The organism is Chromobacterium vaccinii (genome assembly GCF_001855275.1).
GTDB classification, from domain to species: domain Bacteria; phylum Pseudomonadota; class Gammaproteobacteria; order Burkholderiales; family Chromobacteriaceae; genus Chromobacterium; species Chromobacterium vaccinii.
On the sequence record NZ_CP017707.1, the window covers coordinates 1,516,258 to 1,532,583 of the forward strand.

At 65.9% G+C, this 16,326-nt stretch carries 16 protein-coding genes and 1 riboswitch; of the genes, 10 read left to right on the plus strand and 6 right to left on the minus strand.

What is annotated here, in order from left to right; genetic code table 11:
• Window positions 1-144: 144 nt before the first annotated feature.
• The 3 genes from BKX93_RS06945 to BKX93_RS06955 all read left to right on the plus strand — a co-directional run bounded on the left by BKX93_RS06945 (window position 145) and on the right by BKX93_RS06955 (window position 2,253).
• The gene (locus BKX93_RS06945; protein ID WP_046157045.1) at window positions 145-1,077 is read left to right on the plus strand and encodes a LysR family transcriptional regulator; all 933 of its coding nucleotides are present in this window, start codon (window positions 145-147) and stop codon (window positions 1,075-1,077) included.
• Window positions 1,078-1,159: 82 nt separating this feature from the next.
• The gene (locus tag BKX93_RS06950; RefSeq protein WP_070979298.1) at window positions 1,160-1,783 is read left to right on the plus strand and encodes a LysE family translocator; all 624 of its coding nucleotides are present in this window, start codon (window positions 1,160-1,162) and stop codon (window positions 1,781-1,783) included.
• A 14-nt stretch (window positions 1,784-1,797) separates the two neighbouring features.
• Window positions 1,798-2,253, plus strand: coding sequence for an aminoacyl-tRNA deacylase (locus tag BKX93_RS06955; protein ID WP_070979299.1), 456 nt, complete (start codon window positions 1,798-1,800; stop codon window positions 2,251-2,253).
• 9 nt (window positions 2,254-2,262) lie between these two features.
• Here BKX93_RS06955 and BKX93_RS06960 read toward each other — a convergent pair whose 3' ends face one another.
• Window positions 2,263-3,198 (minus strand): alpha/beta hydrolase, encoded by a 936-nt coding sequence (locus BKX93_RS06960; RefSeq protein WP_070979301.1) that lies wholly within the window; start codon window positions 3,196-3,198, stop codon window positions 2,263-2,265.
• 202 nt (window positions 3,199-3,400) lie between these two features.
• Here BKX93_RS06960 and BKX93_RS06965 point away from each other — a divergent pair, with 202 nt between their 5' ends.
• The 3 genes from BKX93_RS06965 (at window position 3,401) to BKX93_RS06975 (ending at window position 6,512) form a co-directional block, all read left to right on the plus strand.
• A complete protein-coding gene (locus BKX93_RS06965) occupies window positions 3,401-4,327 on the plus strand; it encodes a LysR family transcriptional regulator (protein ID WP_070979302.1) in 927 nt (308 codons plus the stop codon).
• Between the two features lie 97 nt (window positions 4,328-4,424).
• Window positions 4,425-5,024 carry a hypothetical protein gene (locus BKX93_RS06970; RefSeq protein WP_046157050.1) on the plus strand — a complete coding sequence of 200 codons (600 nt, stop codon included), beginning with the start codon at window positions 4,425-4,427 and terminating at the stop codon, window positions 5,022-5,024.
• A gap of 81 nt (window positions 5,025-5,105) precedes the next feature.
• On the plus strand, window positions 5,106-6,512 hold the full coding sequence (locus tag BKX93_RS06975; protein ID WP_052729257.1) for an MFS transporter: 1,407 nt from the start codon (window positions 5,106-5,108) through the stop codon (window positions 6,510-6,512).
• Between the two features lie 121 nt (window positions 6,513-6,633).
• Here the strand turns inward: BKX93_RS06975 and BKX93_RS06980 are convergent, their stop codons facing one another.
• Window positions 6,634-7,413, minus strand: a complete 780-nt coding sequence (locus BKX93_RS06980) for an HAD-IIA family hydrolase (protein WP_070979304.1) — start codon at window positions 7,411-7,413, stop codon at window positions 6,634-6,636.
• Window positions 7,414-7,736: 323 nt separating this feature from the next.
• A riboswitch (M-box (ykoK) riboswitch) is annotated at window positions 7,737-7,901 on the plus strand.
• Window positions 7,902-7,978: 77 nt separating this feature from the next.
• Here BKX93_RS06980 and BKX93_RS06985 point away from each other — a divergent pair.
• Window positions 7,979-9,004: a magnesium transporter gene (locus BKX93_RS06985; RefSeq protein WP_046157051.1), complete on the plus strand. Its 1,026-nt coding sequence runs from the start codon at window positions 7,979-7,981 to the stop codon at window positions 9,002-9,004.
• A gap of 65 nt (window positions 9,005-9,069) precedes the next feature.
• Here BKX93_RS06985 and BKX93_RS06990 read toward each other — a convergent pair whose 3' ends face one another.
• Window positions 9,070-10,005 (minus strand): ornithine cyclodeaminase family protein, encoded by a 936-nt coding sequence (locus tag BKX93_RS06990; RefSeq protein ID WP_070979306.1) that lies wholly within the window; start codon window positions 10,003-10,005, stop codon window positions 9,070-9,072.
• Window positions 9,992-10,957 carry a threonine/serine dehydratase gene (locus BKX93_RS06995; RefSeq protein ID WP_070979307.1) on the minus strand — a complete coding sequence of 322 codons (966 nt, stop codon included), beginning with the start codon at window positions 10,955-10,957 and terminating at the stop codon, window positions 9,992-9,994. The genes BKX93_RS06990 and BKX93_RS06995 overlap by 14 nt, the downstream gene beginning before the upstream one ends.
• A gap of 287 nt (window positions 10,958-11,244) precedes the next feature.
• On the opposite strand from BKX93_RS06995, the gene BKX93_RS07000 reads away from it, so the two are divergent.
• Window positions 11,245-11,892, plus strand: coding sequence for a helix-turn-helix transcriptional regulator (locus BKX93_RS07000; RefSeq protein ID WP_070979309.1), 648 nt, complete (start codon window positions 11,245-11,247; stop codon window positions 11,890-11,892).
• 113 nt (window positions 11,893-12,005) lie between these two features.
• Window positions 12,006-13,727 carry a diguanylate cyclase gene (locus BKX93_RS07005; RefSeq protein ID WP_070979311.1) on the plus strand — a complete coding sequence of 574 codons (1,722 nt, stop codon included), beginning with the start codon at window positions 12,006-12,008 and terminating at the stop codon, window positions 13,725-13,727.
• A 7-nt stretch (window positions 13,728-13,734) separates the two neighbouring features.
• Here the strand turns inward: BKX93_RS07005 and BKX93_RS07010 are convergent, their stop codons facing one another.
• A complete protein-coding gene (locus BKX93_RS07010) occupies window positions 13,735-15,129 on the minus strand; it encodes an alkaline phosphatase family protein (protein WP_070979313.1) in 1,395 nt (464 codons plus the stop codon).
• 21 nt (window positions 15,130-15,150) lie between these two features.
• On the minus strand, window positions 15,151-15,774 hold the full coding sequence (locus tag BKX93_RS07015) for a hypothetical protein (protein WP_052717275.1): 624 nt from the start codon (window positions 15,772-15,774) through the stop codon (window positions 15,151-15,153).
• On the opposite strand from BKX93_RS07015, the gene BKX93_RS24605 reads away from it, so the two are divergent.
• The gene (locus tag BKX93_RS24605; RefSeq protein WP_145929285.1) at window positions 15,773-15,997 is read left to right on the plus strand and encodes a hypothetical protein; all 225 of its coding nucleotides are present in this window, start codon (window positions 15,773-15,775) and stop codon (window positions 15,995-15,997) included. The two genes, BKX93_RS07015 and BKX93_RS24605, sit on opposite strands and share 2 nt — an antisense overlap.
• Window positions 15,998-16,326 lie beyond the last annotated feature (329 nt).

Below are 16,326 nucleotides of genomic sequence, written 5' to 3' on the forward strand. Positions count from 1 at the left end.
GTCATTGCCGCCAGATCATGACAGCTGCCTCACCCCATCACTCGCTCGCGCCAACAGCTTCCCTAAAACCTCCGTCCAGCCCACAATCCAGAGATCACGCAAAACGAACCGGGCCAATGATCGCCCGACAATGACGGATACCCGATGCCTCTCCCGCTCAACCTGAACCTGCTGCGCTCGCTGGAGGCGCTGCTGGAAACGCGCAATCTCACCCGCGCCGCCGACAAGCTGGGGCTGACCCAGTCGGCGATGAGCCGCCACCTGGTGCAGCTGCGCGCGCAGTTCCAGGACCCGCTGCTGCTGCGCGAGGGACAGCGCTTCGTGCTGACCGAGCGGGCGGAAGAGCTGCGGCTGGGACTGAAGACGGTGCTGGAGCAGGTGGAGCGGCTGTACCAGCCGCCGCAGTTCGATCCATCCGTCTGCGCACGGGAGTTTTCCTTCGCCGGCTCCGACTACCTGGCCGAGTACATGCTGCCGGACATTCTGGACCGGGTGCTGCCGCAAGCGCCGGACATGCGCCTGAAGTTCCTCCCCTGGCAGGCCGGCCGCTTCGACATGCTGGTGGATGGGAGCGCGGACTTGGTTTCCACCATCGCCGACGAGGTGCCGGACAATATCTACGGCAAGTCGCTGGGCCAGGACCAGCCGATGTGCGTGATGGCCGACGACCATCCATTGCGGAACAAGCCCGCGCTGGAGCGGGACGACTACCTGGCCTGGCCGCACGCGCGCGTCAGCTCCGCCAGCGACAAGGACGGCTTCGTCGACATCCAGCTGGCGCAACAAGGCCAATCCCGCCAAGTCCGCATCGCCACGCCCTATTTCGTGTCGGCGCTGAGCATCGTCTCGCGCAGCCAGCTGCTGCTGACGCTGCCAGAACACCTGGCCATCCGCTTCCAGCGCCAGTTTCCGGTGCATGCCAAGGCCATGCCCTTCATCGATTACACCTACCGCTACTGGCTGCTGTGGCACGGCCGGGCGGACAAGGACCCGGCGCACCGCTGGTTCCGCGGCCACGTGTTCGACGTGCTGCACCACTCCATCCACGGCGTCAGCAAGTATTCGGAGAACGCATAGCGGCTATCCGCCGATGGCGGTTCTGTCCGCCGCGCCCAGCTCATAGACTTTGTCCGGACTGTCATGAAACAAGGAGAAAGCTATGACCTGGACCACTTGGCTGCAATTCGCCGCCGTGTGCATGCTGGGCGCGATGTCGCCCGGCCCCAGCCTGGCGATGGTATTGCAGCAGACCGCCCGCGGCGGGCGCGGCGGCGGCCTGGCCGCCGCGATCGGACACGCGCTGGGCGTGGGCCTGTACGCGCTGGCCGCCGCCCAGGGACTGGCGATGGTGATGGCGACGCATCCGCTGCTGTTCAAGATCATCTCCTGCCTCGGCGCGGCCTATCTGATCTGGCTGGGCGTGCAGGGCTTGCGCGCGGCGTCACGCCCGGCGCGGGCTGCAAGCAACGACATCTCCGCCGCCGCGCCGACCTCCGCCTGGCGCGCCGCGCGCACCGGCCTGGCGGTGTCGCTGTCCAATCCGCACCTGGCGGTGATGTTCGTCGCCCTGCTCAGCCAGTTCGTCACCGCCGACATGCCTGCCGGCAGCCAGGTGCTGCTGATCGTCACCGCGATGGGACTGGATTTCGGCTGGTACGCGTTGCTGGCGTTGCTGATCTCGCACCCATCCATCCTGAGCGGCCTGCACCGCAAGAGCCGGTGGATAGACGGCTGCGGCGGCGCGCTGATGCTGCTGCTGGGCCTGCGCATCCTGATGGTGTGACGATGCGGGACAGAATGACGAAATGGGATCCGGAAACCTTGGCCGCGCTGGCATATCGCCACGGCGGAGAGGTGCTGGAACACGGCAAGCCGCTGCGCTCGGCCCGAGAAGGCGCGGCGCACTTCGGCATCGCCATGGCGCAGACCGCCCCCACGCTGATCGTGGAGGCGGACGGCGACATCTTCGCCTGCATCCTGTCCGGCGGACGGGACGGCGTGGACTGGGCCAAGCTGGCGCGACTGCTCGGACGCGGCCACGCCCGCCTGGCGGACCGCCGCCGCGTGCGGGAGATCACCGGCTGCGACGCCGGCGCGGTGCCGCTGCTGGGCCTGGATCTGCCCTGCGCGATGGACCGCCTGCTGCTGGCCCACGACTTCGTCTACGGCGGCGCCGGCGATCCGCTCAGGACGCTGAAGATCTCTCCCCGCGTCCTGGCGGAACTGAACCGCGTGTCGATCTGGTACGAATGACGCGGCGGTTTACAGGTGTTCCCGGAAAAAGGGGATCAACTTTTCCAGCGCCACCGCCACCGCTTCGGGACGGTCGTACAGATCGTAATGGGACCAGCCCTCGGCCACCAGCAACTGCTTGACCTTGGACGCCGCCCGGCCGTGGATTTCACAGCTGTCGCGGTAGGCGCCGAAGCCACCCGGCTTGTCTCCCGTCACCACCAGCAGCGGCTGGGTCAGCAGCAACTCGGCGTGGGCGAAGGCGTCCCAGGCTATCGCCGCGCTGTTGAACGAAAACAGCCCGCTGGTGGCGCCGTTGGGCTGCATGCCACGCGGCGACTTGTAGTAGTCGGTGGCCTCCAGCACGTCGATGTCGGCGACGCCGGCGCTCATCGCGGCCTCAAACGACGGCGGCAAATAGTTGATGACATGCCGCGCTTCGCCGCGGGCCTCGGCGGTGCGCTGTTCGGCCATCGCCTGCAGCGCGCCGATGGGATCGAAGTTGCTGAAGGCCTCGCGGCTCAGCCGGCCGAAGTTCACCCCGGTGATCGAGGCCAGCGCCCGGATGCGGCGGTCGCTCATCGCGGCGTTGATGGTGTAGCCGCCGCCGCCGCAGACGCCGATGGCGCCGATGCGCGCAGCGTCGACATAGGGCAGCGTCACCAGGTAGTCGATGGCGAAGCGGATGTCGGACACCCGGATCGACGGGTCTTCGATGAAGCGCGGCTCGCCGCCGCTCTCGCCCTGGAAGCTGGCGTCGAAGGCGATGACGACGAAGCCCTCGCGGGCCAGCGCAGCGGCGTAGACATTGCCGGCGGTCTGTTCCTTGCAGCTGCCTATCGGATGGGTGCTGACGATGGCCGGATAGCGCCGGCCTTCGTCGAAGTCCGGCGGCAGGTATAGATCCGCCGCCGAGCTCCAGCCCAGGTTGCGATAACTGACTTTCTTGATGCGGCTGTCCGCCATGATGCTCTCCCGGCCGCCGGCGCTTGTCGCGCTTGCAGGCCTCTTGTGTTTGAAGATGGACGGGCAAGCGCCTATCCATGGTGTTTTCCCAAGCCGGACAGCAGGTCCGGCGTCTGTGAATGCATGGTAGGGAGAGCATTGATATTGAACAAGACCACAATCCGCACTACAGTGATAAGATGAAATTTACAATCAAGCCGCCATGGACCCTACGCTGCTTCCCTCTCTGGCCTGGTTCGCCCACGTCGCCCATCACCGCAGCTTCACCCGCGCCGCCGCGGAAATGGGCGTGTCGCGCGCAGCGCTGTCGCAAAACCTGAAGGCGCTGGAGCAGAGGCTGAACGTCAAGCTGCTCTACCGCACCACCCGCGACATGTCGCTGACCGAGGAAGGCCAGCGGCTGTATGACACGTTGTTTCCGGCGCTGTTGTCTATCAAGGCCGCCGTGCGCGGCATCGGCGAAAGCCGGGACGAGCCGGCCGGCCTGCTGCGGGTCAACACGTCCAGAAGCGCGGCCAAGCTGCTGGTGGAGCCGCATCTGGCCGAGTTCCTGGCGCGCCATCCCAAGCTTCGGCTTGAGCTGATCATGGACGACGGCCTGGCCAACATCATCGCCGACGGCTGCGACGCCGGCATCCGCCTGGGACAGAGCCTGGCGGAGCATGTGACCGCGGTGCCGATTTCGCCGCGGCTGGAAATGGCGGTGGCGGCCTCGCCAGACTACTTCGCCCGCCACGGCGAACCGGCCTCGCCGGAAGATCTGGCGCGGCACAACTGCGTGCGCTTCCGCCACACCACCAGCGGCGCCATCTTCCACTGGGAATTCTCCGCGCCGGGCCAGGCCGGCCGGGACTTCACCGTGGAGCCCCTTGGCAATTACACCACCAACGACGACGAAAGCATGATCCGCGCGGCATTGCAGGGCGGCGGCCTGATCCAGCATCTGGATCTGGCGCTACGGCCCTATCTGCAAGACGGCAGGCTGGTCCGCGTGCTGCGGCCATGGTGCCCGCCGTTTCCCGGCTTCTACCTCTACGTGCCGTCGCGCGCGCAAATGCCGCCGCGGGTGCGGGCGCTGATGGACTTCCTGATCGAAAAACGGGATACCCAGCCGGCCCGGATTGCCTGAGCCGGAGAGCCCGCCGCCCGCGCGGATGCGCGATTCCGCTTGCATCCTGCGCGGCGCTGGCGCGAAATGGGCGTCTCGCCCCTCATGGACTCCGCCGATGAAAACCGCCCTCCTCTGTCTCTCCCTGCTCGCCGCCGCGCCCGCCTTCGCCGACACCCAGACCCTGGTCATGCTGCGCCATGGCGAAAAGCCGGACGGCGGCTACGGCCAACTCAGCTGCAAGGGGCTGAACCGCTCGCTGGCGCTGATCAAGACCCTGCCGGCCAAATACGGCAAAGCAGACCAGATCTACGCGCCGTCCACCGCCAGCCAGAAGCGCGACCCGGCCGGCACCTTCAACTACATCCGCCCGCTGGCGACGATAGAGCCCACCGCCATCGCCCAGGGCCTGCCGGTCAACACCGCGTTCGACATGCTGGCGATAGACGGCCTGCGACAACAGCTGGTCAATCCGCTGAGCCACGGCAAGACGGTCTACATCGCCTGGGAACACAAGCAACTGCAGGCGCTGGCCGCCGACATCATGCGCCGCTACGGCGGCAAGGACGGCGCAGCCCACGTGCCGGTCTGGGGCAAGGACGATTTCGACAGCCTGTACGTGATCGACATCGATTACGGCAAGGACAAGCCCGCCGCCCGCTTCCGCCGCGACAACCAGGGTCTGAACGATCTGCCCGACGCCTGCCCCGGCGCGTGAGACGCCGAAAACCATCGCCCTTGACTTAAAGTTAACTTCAACTTTCATCATGACGGTTCTTACCGCAACAAGAGCGTCCCCATGCAGCACTCCGTCAAGAATGAAAGTCTCTTCAGCCAAGGCAGAACCGCGGCCTGCATCGGCGGCATCGCGCTGATCTCGCTGCTGGCTTTCGAATCCATCGCCGTCGCCGCGGCCATGCCCGCCGTCGCCACCGCTCTGGGCGGCCTGGATTTCTACGCGATCGCCTTCGGCGGCACGCTGGCCACCTCGGTGGTGGGCATGACGCTGGGCGGAGAGATCTGCGACCGCTACGGCGCCGCCCGCTCCGCCTGGCTGGGCCTGGCCGCCTTCATCGCCGGCCTGCTGGCGGCGGGCGCGGCCTCCGACATATACATGCTGGTGCTGGGCCGGCTGATGCAGGGCCTGGGCTCCGGCCTGCTGGGCGTGGCCATCTACGTGGGCATGTCGCGCGCGGTGCCGCCCGCGCTGCATCCCAAACTGTTCGCGATGTTCGCCGGCGCCTGGGTGGTGCCCGCGCTGATCGGCCCCGGCATCGCCGCCGGCCTGGTCCACATCTTCGGCTGGCGCGCGGTCTTCCTGGCGGTGGCTGCGCTGACGCCGATCGCCGGCGCGCTGCTGCTGCCCGCGTTAAGCCGCCAGGAGGCGCCGGCCGGCGCCGCCAAACCGATGCGCTGGCCGCGGCTGGGCTGGAGCCTGCTGGCCGCCTGCGGCGCGCTGGCCCTGCACGGCAGCAGCCATCTGCCGCAAACGCAGTACATGCTGCCGGCGCTCGCGGTTGGCTTCGCCTTCGCCTTTTTCGCGGCGCGCCGCCTGTTGCCCGCCGGCAGCCTGCGCGCCGCCGAAGGCCTGCCCTCGGTGGTGGCGATGCGCGGCCTGATCGCCGCCGCCTTCTTCGCCAGCGAAGCCTTCATTCCCTTGATCTTGACCACCCGCTACCACTGGAGCCTGGGTTCGGCCGGCCTGGCGCTCACGGCCAGCGCGCTGATGTGGAGCCTGGGCAGCGCCACCCAGGCGCGGCTACACCGCGAGGCTGCCCGCCGCCGCGGGCTGACCCTAGGCTTTGCGGCGATGGCCGCAGGCCTGTCCGCCGCGCTGGCCGCGGCGGCCCTGTCGCTGCATGCGGGGTGGGTGGTGGCCGGCTGGGCGGTGACCGGCCTGGGCATAGGCTTGAGCTTCCCGATGTTGTCGGTGCTGACGATGCAGCTGTCCCGGCCGGACGAGCAAGGCAGCAACGCTTCCGCGCTGCAGCTGAGCGACGCGCTGTCCTCCAGCATCGCGCTGGCGCTGGCCGGCATGCTGATCCACGCGCTGGCCCGGCCGGCCGCGCCGCCGGACGCGCTGCCCATCCTGGCGATGTCGGCGTTGCTGGCTCTGGTCGGCGCCTGGGTCAGCCCGCGGGCGTTCCCGCGCGGCGCGGCCGGACAAGCCGACGGCGCGGACTTGCCGGTCCAGCATCAGCATTAGCGCGAACAAAACCCTGATCCTGCGTCGGCGCGCCTTGGCTCAGGCTCTCTGCGAGGTATTGTCAGCGGCTCTAGCCCGGCCGTTCGCCAAAAAAACGGGCGCCGAAAGCGCCCGCTCCGCCTCACAGCACCTGCGGGTCAATGTCGGCAACGCTGCCGAACACGTAATCCGGCTGGTAGGGGAATTGCTCCATCGATTCGCGGCTGGACACGCCGGACAACACCAACGCGGTGCACATGCCGGCTTCCAGGCCGCCGACGATGTCGGTGTCCATGCGGTCGCCTATCATCACCGCCTCTTCCGGATGCACGCCCAGCTTGCGGGTGGCCAGCATCATCATCAATGAATTGGGCTTGCCGACGATGTAGGGCTTCTTGCCGGTGGCGGCCTCTATCGCCGCCAAGAGCGTGCCGGCCGCCGGCTCGTAGCCGCCGCCCTCGATCGGGTCGATCATGTCCGGATTGGTGCCGATGAACTTGGCGCCCTGGTCGATGAAGCGCACCGCCTTCTTGATCTGCTCGAAGCTGAAAGTCTGCGATTTGGCCACCACCACGTAGTCCGGGTGGGATTCGGAAATGGAGAAGCCGACGTTGTACAGCTCGTTGATCAGGCCGGCCCCGCCCACCACGTAGGCGGTGGGCATCGCCTTGCGGGTCTGGCTTTTCAGAAACATCGCCGTCGCCATCGCGCTGGTGATGAAGTTGTCCTCGGTCAGCCCGCCTATGCCCAGGCTTTCCAGTTTCAGCCGCAGGTCCAGCGGCGTCTGCTCGGCGTTGTTGGTCAGAAACAGGAAAGGCGTTTTGGTGTCGATCAGAAGCTGGATGAATTCGCGCGCGCCGGGAATCAGCTGCTTGCCGCGGTAGATCACGCCATCCATGTCGGAAATGATGCTTTTGCTCATACGGTGTATCCAGAACACGAGTGCCGGTTGCGCGGGCACGATCGCGGGCCGCGGCATGCCGCCGCGACCGGAACAGCATAGCACGGGGGCAAGACGGCCAGATTGCGCCGGCGAACCCGCAATCGCCATCCCGCAAGGATATTGCGCGAAAACAAACATGCAAACGATATTTATTCGCTAAAAACGAAAAAACCATGGAACAAACAAAACTTTTCACATTCAGACCGTCTGTTCGTCACGCAACGGCGACTCGGTTTCAGACAGGATCGGAACCGGCGTCCTCCATGCGCGCCGGCGTTTGTTCATCGCTTCAAATTAAAGATGCAGTGTCTCGTTCGGCGAGGCTCCTATGCAAACACAGGTCACTGATCTGACGACGTCGAGAGACGCCCAAGGTTAGGACAGGCTTTATCGGATTAAGGTTTAGCCCAAAGTGACTTCCCCCGGATACGTTGCATAGTGCCAAAACCTAGACGCGGAGATCGCTTTCTGCACTCTCCTCCTGGTTGTCGCCCCCATTGAGAACTGTTTGCGGTTTAAACAGCTAAACGGGGAGTTTCTCACCATGACTTACGTAGCAAGCCACACCCTCGCCGCCGGCAACGCGGCGGAAATCAAACTGAAGGAAACCGTCGCCTCCTATATGAGCGTGTCCCTGATCACGCTCAGGCGCGACATGAAGGCCGGCGACGCCCGCGCCCACATGCTGGGCCAGCTGCGCGACGACGACGTGCCGGCCCAGATCTTCGTCACCGACGACAGCGGCTTTCTGCACGGCCGGCTGTCGCTGAAAACCCTGCTGACCGAGAAGGACGACGCCCGCCCGGTGTCAGCGCTGATGCAGTCCATCGATTACTCGGTCGAACCCGGCCAGCTGCGCCGCGACGTGGCGCCGGAACTGCAGGAAAAGTCGCCTGACACCGTGCCGGTGGTCAGCGGCGGCAAGCTGGCCGGCGCGCTGTACGAGCGCGAGATCGCCGTGCTGATCCGCGACGAGGAAACCGACGACGCCCAGCGCCAGGGCGCCAGCCTGCCGCTGGATACGCCCTATCTGGAAAGCAGCCCCTGGGCGCTGTGGAAGAAGCGCCTGCCCTGGCTGCTGCTGCTGTTCGCCGCCGAGGCCTACACCAGCACCATCCTGCAGGTATTCGAGGAACAGCTGGAGGCGGTGATCGCGCTGGCCTTCTTCATCCCGCTCCTGATCGGCACTGGCGGCAACAGCGGCACCCAGATCACCTCCACCCTGGTGCGGGCGATGGCGGTGGGCGAGGTGGGGCTGCGCAACCTGGGCGCGGTGCTGCGCAAGGAGGTCACCACCTCGTTCATGATCGCGCTGGCGATAGGCATGGTGGGCTTGCTCCGAGCCTGGATGCTGGGCGTCGGCCATGAAGTGGCGCTGGTGGTGTGCTTGACGTTGTTCGCCATCACGGTATGGAGCGCCATCGTGTCATCCATCATTCCGATGGTGCTGAAGAAGATGCGCATCGACCCGGCCGTGGTGTCCGCGCCCTTCATCGCCACCTTCATCGACGGCACCGGCCTTGTGATCTACTTCAACATCGCCAAGCTGGTCATCACCGACCTGGCCTGATCCCAGCCCTTCCGCGCGGCCCCGCTTGACGGGGCCGTTTTCCATTGCGCCGCCGAGCCGCCGCGTCAGCCCAGCACGCTGGCGGCGATGGCCGCGTCCTGCGCGGCGACGCCGGTCAGATCGGCCAGCGTGATCTCGGCGTCGTTGCGCCGCAGGCGTGCGCCCCGCGCCAGCGCGTCGCCCAGCTCGACGATGCGGGCCGGGTCCAGCAAACCGGCCTTCACCGCATGAGACAGCTCGCCAAAGGCCGCGCACTGCGCCCGCGAATCGGCGAGCACCACGTCGGCCTCGGCCGCGATGGCTGGATCCAGCTCCTGCTTGCCGGGGCCGTCCGCCCCCAGCGCGGTGATGTGGGTGCCCGGACGTATCCAGCCTCGCCGCAGCAAAGGCTCGCGCGACGGCGTGGCGGCGATGATCAGATTCGCCTCCGCCGCCGCCTCGCGCGGATCGGCCGCCGGCCTCGCTTGGAAACCCAGGGTCGCGGCGTAATCGCAAAACGCCGCGGCCTGGGCCGGCTGCCGGCTCCACACGCTCAAGTCGCGGCAGTTGGTCACCGCCCGCAACTGCTCCAGCTGGGCGCGCGCCTGCTCGCCCGCGCCCAGCATCCCGATGCGCGCGACTCGCGACGGCGCCAGCAGCCTGGCGGCCAGCCGCCCCGCCAGCGCGGTGCGCATCGTGGTCAGCCAGCCCTGGTCCCGCAGCAGCGCCAGCACCCGGCCATCCCGAGCCGACAAGGCCAGCATCAGGCCGTCGTTGCTGGGCAACCCGCGCGACGGATTATCGTAGAAGCCGGTGGACACCTTGACCACCAGCGCCTCCTCGCCGGCGATGTGCGCGGACTTGACGCAGCAGTCGCCGTTGGCGTCGGCGAAGCGGAAATTCTGCGCCGGCGCCGACTGGACCCGGCCGCGCGAATAGGCGATGAAACCCGCCTCCACCGCGGCTAGCGCCCGGTCGGAGTCGAAGCGGGCGGCGATGGCCTCGCGGTCAAGCAGCAGCATGGCAAGCCTCCAGGAATGTCTCCAGCTTGATGTTGCGGCCGCACAGCACCACCGCCACCGGCTTGCCCTGGTAATGCTCGGCCAACTGGATCAGCCCCGCCGCCGCAACGCCAGCCGCGCCCTCGACGATCCAGCGCTCGGTCTCGGCCACCTTGCGCATCGCCGCCTTGATCTCGGCCTCGTCCACCAGCGCGGTCCGGCCTATCACCCGCCGCGCGATGGGCAGCGTGACGGCGCCCGGCTCCACGCCGCCGGCTGTGCCGTCGGAAATGGTGTCCAGTTCCTCCCATTCGACAACCTCCCCCGCCAGCATGCTCCGGTACAGCGCCTGGGAGCCTCTCGGCCAGCAGCCGACGATTTCGGTCTCAGAGCTGACCGCCTCCAGCGCGGCGCCGATGCCGGAAATCATGCCGCCGCCGCCCACCGACGCGAACACCGCCGCCAGGCCCGGATGCTGCTCGGCCAGCTCCATCCCTATCGTGCCCTGGCCGGCGATGACGTCGATGTCGTTGTACGGCGGAACGAAGGGCAGGCCGTCCCGCTCGGCGCGCCGCGCCGCCTCCAGCTCCACTTCCAGCATCGGCGCGTCGATGGCGACCACCTTCGCGCCGTGGGCCCGGATCGCGTCCAGCTTCATCGCCGAAGCCGCCGCCGACGAGTACACCGTCACCGGCACGCCCGCCAACTTGCCGGCCAGCGCCACGCCCAGGCCGTGATTGCCGCTGGACACCGTGGCCACGCCCAGCCGGCGGGACGCCGCGTCCAGCAGCCGCATCTTGTTGCTGGCGCCGCGGAACTTGAAAGAGCCGGTGCGCTGCAAATGCTCGCACTTCAGATACACCTCGCAGCCGGTCAGCGCCGACAACCCCGGGCTGTGCTGCAACGGCGTGACGGCTACCTGCGACCGCAAGGCTTGATGGGCGTCCGCTATGCGCTGGTACAAATTGTTCATGATGTCGCGTCCTATAAATTACCCGGCGGCAGGCATGGCCCGCCGCAGGAGGTTTGATGTTCGTCTCGCCTCAAATATAGACAAAAATTACAAAATAGACAATTAATACAAAATTAGCCGGTAGAAAGCGCCATGGCTTTCGCCGATCCGGATAAGAAAATGATCGAATGACAGTGAATCAATAAGGTTATCCAACCAGATCGCCGGATGCGGCATACAGACGACGCTGTCCAAAATCGAGACAAACTGTCTATAATCGCAACCATCATTCCCATCCATCCACCGCCATGCGCCGAACCACGCCCTCCCCGGTGAAAGACCTGCTGCTCAATCGCTACGCCCACATCGCCGACGGCGTCGCCACCCTGTTCCACCCCTATGTCGAAGTGGTGATCCACGACCTGCACGACCAGACCGTGCTCCACATCGCCAACAATCTGTCCCGCCGCGAGCCGGGCGATGACTCCGCGTTGGAGGAAATTCCGGGAACGGCGCGCGAGCGGATGGTCGGCCCTTATGAAAAGCTGAACTGGGACGGCCGCCGGATGCGCAGCGTCAGCGCGGTGCTGTTCGACGACCAGGCCAGGCCCGCCGGCATGATGTGCATCAATTTCAATATCGCCGTGTTCGATGAGATGCGCGGAGCGCTGGACATCCTGCTCCAGGGCGCCGGCGTGCGGCCGCAGCCGGCCGAGCTGTTCCGCGACGACTGGCAGGAACGGATCAACCTCTTCCTGCACGGCTGGCTGCGCGAGCGCGGCGCCAGCCTCAACACGCTGGGCCGGACGCAAAAACGGGAACTGGTGGACGCCCTGCACGCGGAAGGCGCGTTCGGCGGCAAGAGCGCGGTCAACTACGTGGCCAATGTACTGGGCATGGGGCGCGCCACCATCTACAAACGGCTCAAGGAGCTGCGCGAGGGCGCGGACGAATAGCGCGCCGCAGAGGCCGGGCGCGGCGAATTTCTCCAGCCGCGCCGCCGCCGCGCATATACTCAATCTTGCACAGCGTCTGCGCTGATCGCAGCATCTCTTGCACTGAACGACCGATGCGCCTGTCCAAGATATTCACCATCGTCACCTTCGTTCTGTTCATCCTCGCCTGCCTGCCGCTGGCCTGGATCATCAACGGCGAATGGGCGGCGTACCACTCAGCCAACGAGGGGCTGGGCTCGATACAGATCGCCCATCTCGCCATGGTCGCGGTGGAAAAGATTTCCTTCGAGCGGGGACCGGCCAACGTCCTGATCGGCTCGCCAGCCGACCCAACTGCCCGCGAGCGGCTGCGCTCGGCCCGGCAAACCAGTGACCGCGCGCTGCAGGATCTGGTCACGGCCCTGTCGCCCTCGAACTCTGCCTACCACCGGCAGGCGCTGGCCGCCGTCCGGACCGCCAGACGGCAACTGAGCGAAGCGCGCCTGGGCATGGACCGCGCCATCGCCGCGCCGGCGCCCACCTCGAACGAAATCATGGCGCCGATCCGGCGGATGTTCGATGTGGTGCCGGCAGTCCTTGAAGCGGTGACCGCCCTCTCGTCCCAAGCATCGAACGTCTATCCCCAGTTGTCCAATCCTCTCAGCGGCGCCCGCCTGGCGACCGAACTGCGGGAGTACGCCGGCCGGCTGGGCTCGACACTGACGCCCGCGCTGGCGGAAAAACGGCCGCTGACGGAAAGCGAAGCCCGTGACATCCACATCTTGCTCGGCCGCATCGAGCAACTGCGCGGCACCATCCGCCTGCGCCTCAACATCCCCTCCTCGCAGCCGGGCCCGCGGCAGGCCATGGGAGACATGGAAAGCCTCTATTTCCAGCAGGGGCTGGCCCAGGTGGACGACATCCTGCTCGACAGCCGGCTCGGCCGGCCTTACCGGGTCAGCCTGGCCGAATTCACCGCCGGCTACGTACCCACCCTGCACAGCATCGTCGAACTGCGCGACACCATGCTGTCTACCGCGGCCGACGAGGCCGCCGCCCAGCGGCTGGCCGCCTTCCGGCATCTGCTCGGCGCCATCGCCTTGGGCGTGATCGCGCTGATCGCGCAGCTGGCGCTGTTCGCCTACATCCGCTGGCGGATCGCCAAACCGCTGCTGGCCGCGTCCAAACTGCTGTCCGACATCGCCCACGGCAGTCTGGACGCCGAACTCCCCGCCTCCCTGCGGAAGGACGAAATCGGCGACGTGCTGCGCGCCATCACCATCCTGCGGCGCAACAACCAGGAAAAACGCGTGCTGGAGCAGGAACGGCAGCGGCTGATAGACGAACTGACCGAGATGTCGAGGATCGACTTCCTCACAGGCATCGCCAACCGGCGCGCGTTCACCCAGACCGCCGACGCCGAAATCGCGCGCGCCCGCCGGACGGGAGAATCGGCGACGCTGATCCTGTTCGACATCGATCACTTCAAGCAGGTCAATGATCTGCACGGCCACGACAGCGGCGACGCGGTGCTGGTCCATGTCGCCGCCATCATCGAGCGCATCTGCCGGGAAGACGACCTGGCCGGCCGTTACGGCGGCGAAGAGTTCGTGGTGCTGGCCAGCCACAGCAACGCCTCATCCGGCGAAACGCTGGCCGAGCGGCTGCGCGCGGGCATAGCAGAATCGCCATGCTCGCTGCCATCAGGCCAGCAACTGGCGGTCACAGCCAGCTTCGGCGTCGCCACTCTGGGCGAAGCGTCGGCCACGCTGGAGTCGCTGCTGCAAGCCGCCGACCGCGCGCTGTACGCGGCCAAGCGGCAGGGGCGGAACCGGGTGGTGATGGCCGAGCACTGACGCCGGATCAAGGCGGCCACCCCAGGCCGGCGAACGCTCGTGCGGCAGGCGTACCCAAAACGCCATCCGATCTTGCCGGCAATGGCAGCGGAACGGGGCATTCGGGAATGTCGTCGCGCCCGCGCGGTTTCGACAGTACCAACGTCTTGCCAAAACTCGCCGCGTCCTCGAAACGCGAAGTGGCCAGCAAAGGGGCTCTGCCCCCTCTGCGCACGATCTCTTCCAACGTTTTGCCTATGGACAGATGATCGTAAAACGTATGTTCTATCGTCGCCTGCCGCACGTAGGGGGAGATGACGATGGCCGGCACCCTAACCCCATAGCGGTCGAAGCGGAAGTTGTGGCGGGTCAGTCCGGTCGGATGGGATGCGGCGAGCGGGGGCGCGCCCAAGGTGCCAGGCAACGGAGGAATCGCATGATCGAAAAAACCGCCATGCTCATCAAAAACGACCAGCAAGATCGACTCATCCCAATATGGCGACGCCTTGATGGCCTCATACACCTTCCTGACCAGTGCCTCCCCTGCGCGAACATCCCCGGTAGGGTGCATGGACTCGCCCTCGCGGAATCCGCCGAGAGGATCGTAGCGTGGCTCGATGAATACGAACTTGACCTGCTCGCCCAATCTGCCGGCGGCCAGCCGGCTCAGCAACGAATCATGCGAGATGAAGCAGTCCTTGCGGCCATTGGCGTCTACGCCTTTTATCGACCACGACTGCGGCGTATCGCCATGCGCGACCAGCCATTCTTCCGGCGCCAGCCTGGTCAGCAGGGAGTCGCTGCCATTGCCGAACTTTTCCCCGTCGAAGAAATCCGACCCGACAGTCCGCAGATCGGACGGAGAGTAGTCCAATCCCCACGAAGTGCCCGCCAACGCGAAGAAACGGTTGGGCCAGGTGGGTCCCGGCATGCTGGAGAACCAGCGATCGCACACCGCAAACTGGTGCGCGAGAAAATTCAGCACCGGCAACTGCTCTGGAGAAAAGCAGCGCATGGCGCTCGCGATGTCGAAACCATGCGCCTCCAGGCAATAAGCAAAACCCAAGTCGCCGGGGGACTCCGCCATCTTCGGATACGCGCCGTCCTGCCCCAGGGATACCCCGTCATTCCGTACCGACCAATTTCCCGCCTGCATGTTTCTGCCGCAAAGCTGGACCAGCACATCCGAGAATTCGTGTCCGGGATCGAAATCAAGCCGGTAAGGCGCGCCGGAAGCGACATCATGCGGCCGATTCGACGCATCGAGATTGCTATAGACGGGCTTGCCAAGCAAGCCATCGGCATGCGCCGGCACGCCCCCCGGCGTCCAACCTCGCAAATCGGACCAACCGAACAGGTTATCGTAGGACCGGTTTTCCAGCATCAGGACAAAGAGCTTCTTGATGGACGGATTGATGAACATCGCGCCACCTCCCTGAGCACGCTATTTGAAAACCGATGACAGCTTGTTCACGCCATAGGGCAGAAACAGTGTCGCGCCACCGGCAAAATACGACCAAGCGCCCTGCGCCGCCTCAATCGATTGGCCATTGCACAGCTGCCAGAGAACGTAGTAGCCGATAGCGAGGAAAAAACTGCCCAGCACGATGGTTCCCACCATGGCGATCAGTCGGGATACGCTCGGCACCATCGGGGGCACCGCTCCTGCTGCCGGGGGCGGCGTGCCTTCAGGCAAGGCTGCCTCCTCCATCAGCGCTTGGGTCAGTTTCCATCCCCCCTCGCGCAAACTCCTGATCAAGCCGATCAGGGCTGTCAGCCAAAACAGCGTCACGCCGGCCAGCAACGCGATCGTCAGCCCACTGGGAAGCCCTGGAAGCTTTTCCTTGCCGGCAGCTCCCGCGACCTCACGCGGGCCAGGAGCGCTGTCGCCAGACGGCATACCAGCTGACCGCGAACCGCTTGCCGCCACTGGTGTCGACACGGGAGCCGATGCGGACTCGTCCGCCCGCGCCGCTGTTACCGACCCCGCCCAGAAAATCAGCCCCGCCAGACAGACGGCTCTTACACCGTGGCCAATCCGCGCGTCGGCTTGCATGGATCCGAACATGGAGAACTCCTTGGTCTGTCCAATCTGGCGCCGGCGGCCTGCTCATGGCGCTGGTCATACCGCCAGCCTCGTTTACCGCGACACAAAACGCGCCCAAGCCGGCGCGCCGAACCTGCTCGCGATTTTTTCCGACAACGGCCAGGCTCTGCCGGTCGCAAGACGCACGGAGCGGATCGGCCTGCTGCCGGCCGACGCTGAGGGACGGCCCCGGCAATTTGAATAGAAAGGTTAAGCAATCGCGAGCTTTACCGGATGATCAATCATTGGCGATCCGAAATCAGGCGACGGGAAAGTGCCGCTCATGAGCGGGCGATGAATCGGGTCGGCTTGCGATGCGGGTGGATAGGTTCGCATGCACTGAAATGGCGATGAATGTTGTCGAACGCATGACCTATCACCACTTTTGACGGCCAGGCCAATCAATGCAAGCTAGTACGAATACCTATGATGCAGGCGTTGGGCAAGGACGCTCCCGTCCGCCAATACAGCAATCCTTTCATCTAAATGCCCAGGCGAAGACGACCACGCCATCAGCCGCCTCCGCCATCGCCT

Coding starts and splice junctions, on each gene's coding strand:
- BKX93_RS06945 (WP_046157045.1), top strand. CDS start 145: ATGCCTCTCCCGCTCAACCTGAACCTGCTGCGCTCGCTGGAGGCGCTG.
- BKX93_RS06950 (WP_070979298.1), top strand. CDS start 1,160: ATGACCTGGACCACTTGGCTGCAATTCGCCGCCGTGTGCATGCTGGGC.
- BKX93_RS06955 (WP_070979299.1), top strand. CDS start 1,798: ATGACGAAATGGGATCCGGAAACCTTGGCCGCGCTGGCATATCGCCAC.
- BKX93_RS06960 (WP_070979301.1), bottom strand. CDS start 3,198: ATGGCGGACAGCCGCATCAAGAAAGTCAGTTATCGCAACCTGGGCTGG.
- BKX93_RS06965 (WP_070979302.1), top strand. CDS start 3,401: ATGGACCCTACGCTGCTTCCCTCTCTGGCCTGGTTCGCCCACGTCGCC.
- BKX93_RS06970 (WP_046157050.1), top strand. CDS start 4,425: ATGAAAACCGCCCTCCTCTGTCTCTCCCTGCTCGCCGCCGCGCCCGCC.
- BKX93_RS06975 (WP_052729257.1), top strand. CDS start 5,106: ATGCAGCACTCCGTCAAGAATGAAAGTCTCTTCAGCCAAGGCAGAACC.
- BKX93_RS06980 (WP_070979304.1), bottom strand. CDS start 7,413: ATGAGCAAAAGCATCATTTCCGACATGGATGGCGTGATCTACCGCGGC.
- BKX93_RS06985 (WP_046157051.1), top strand. CDS start 7,979: ATGACTTACGTAGCAAGCCACACCCTCGCCGCCGGCAACGCGGCGGAA.
- BKX93_RS06990 (WP_070979306.1), bottom strand. CDS start 10,005: ATGCTGCTGCTTGACCGCGAGGCCATCGCCGCCCGCTTCGACTCCGAC.
- BKX93_RS06995 (WP_070979307.1), bottom strand. CDS start 10,957: ATGAACAATTTGTACCAGCGCATAGCGGACGCCCATCAAGCCTTGCGG.
- BKX93_RS07000 (WP_070979309.1), top strand. CDS start 11,245: ATGCGCCGAACCACGCCCTCCCCGGTGAAAGACCTGCTGCTCAATCGC.
- BKX93_RS07005 (WP_070979311.1), top strand. CDS start 12,006: ATGCGCCTGTCCAAGATATTCACCATCGTCACCTTCGTTCTGTTCATC.
- BKX93_RS07010 (WP_070979313.1), bottom strand. CDS start 15,129: ATGTTCATCAATCCGTCCATCAAGAAGCTCTTTGTCCTGATGCTGGAA.
- BKX93_RS24605 (WP_145929285.1), top strand. CDS start 15,773: ATGGAGAACTCCTTGGTCTGTCCAATCTGGCGCCGGCGGCCTGCTCAT.
- BKX93_RS07015 (WP_052717275.1), bottom strand. CDS start 15,774: ATGTTCGGATCCATGCAAGCCGACGCGCGGATTGGCCACGGTGTAAGA.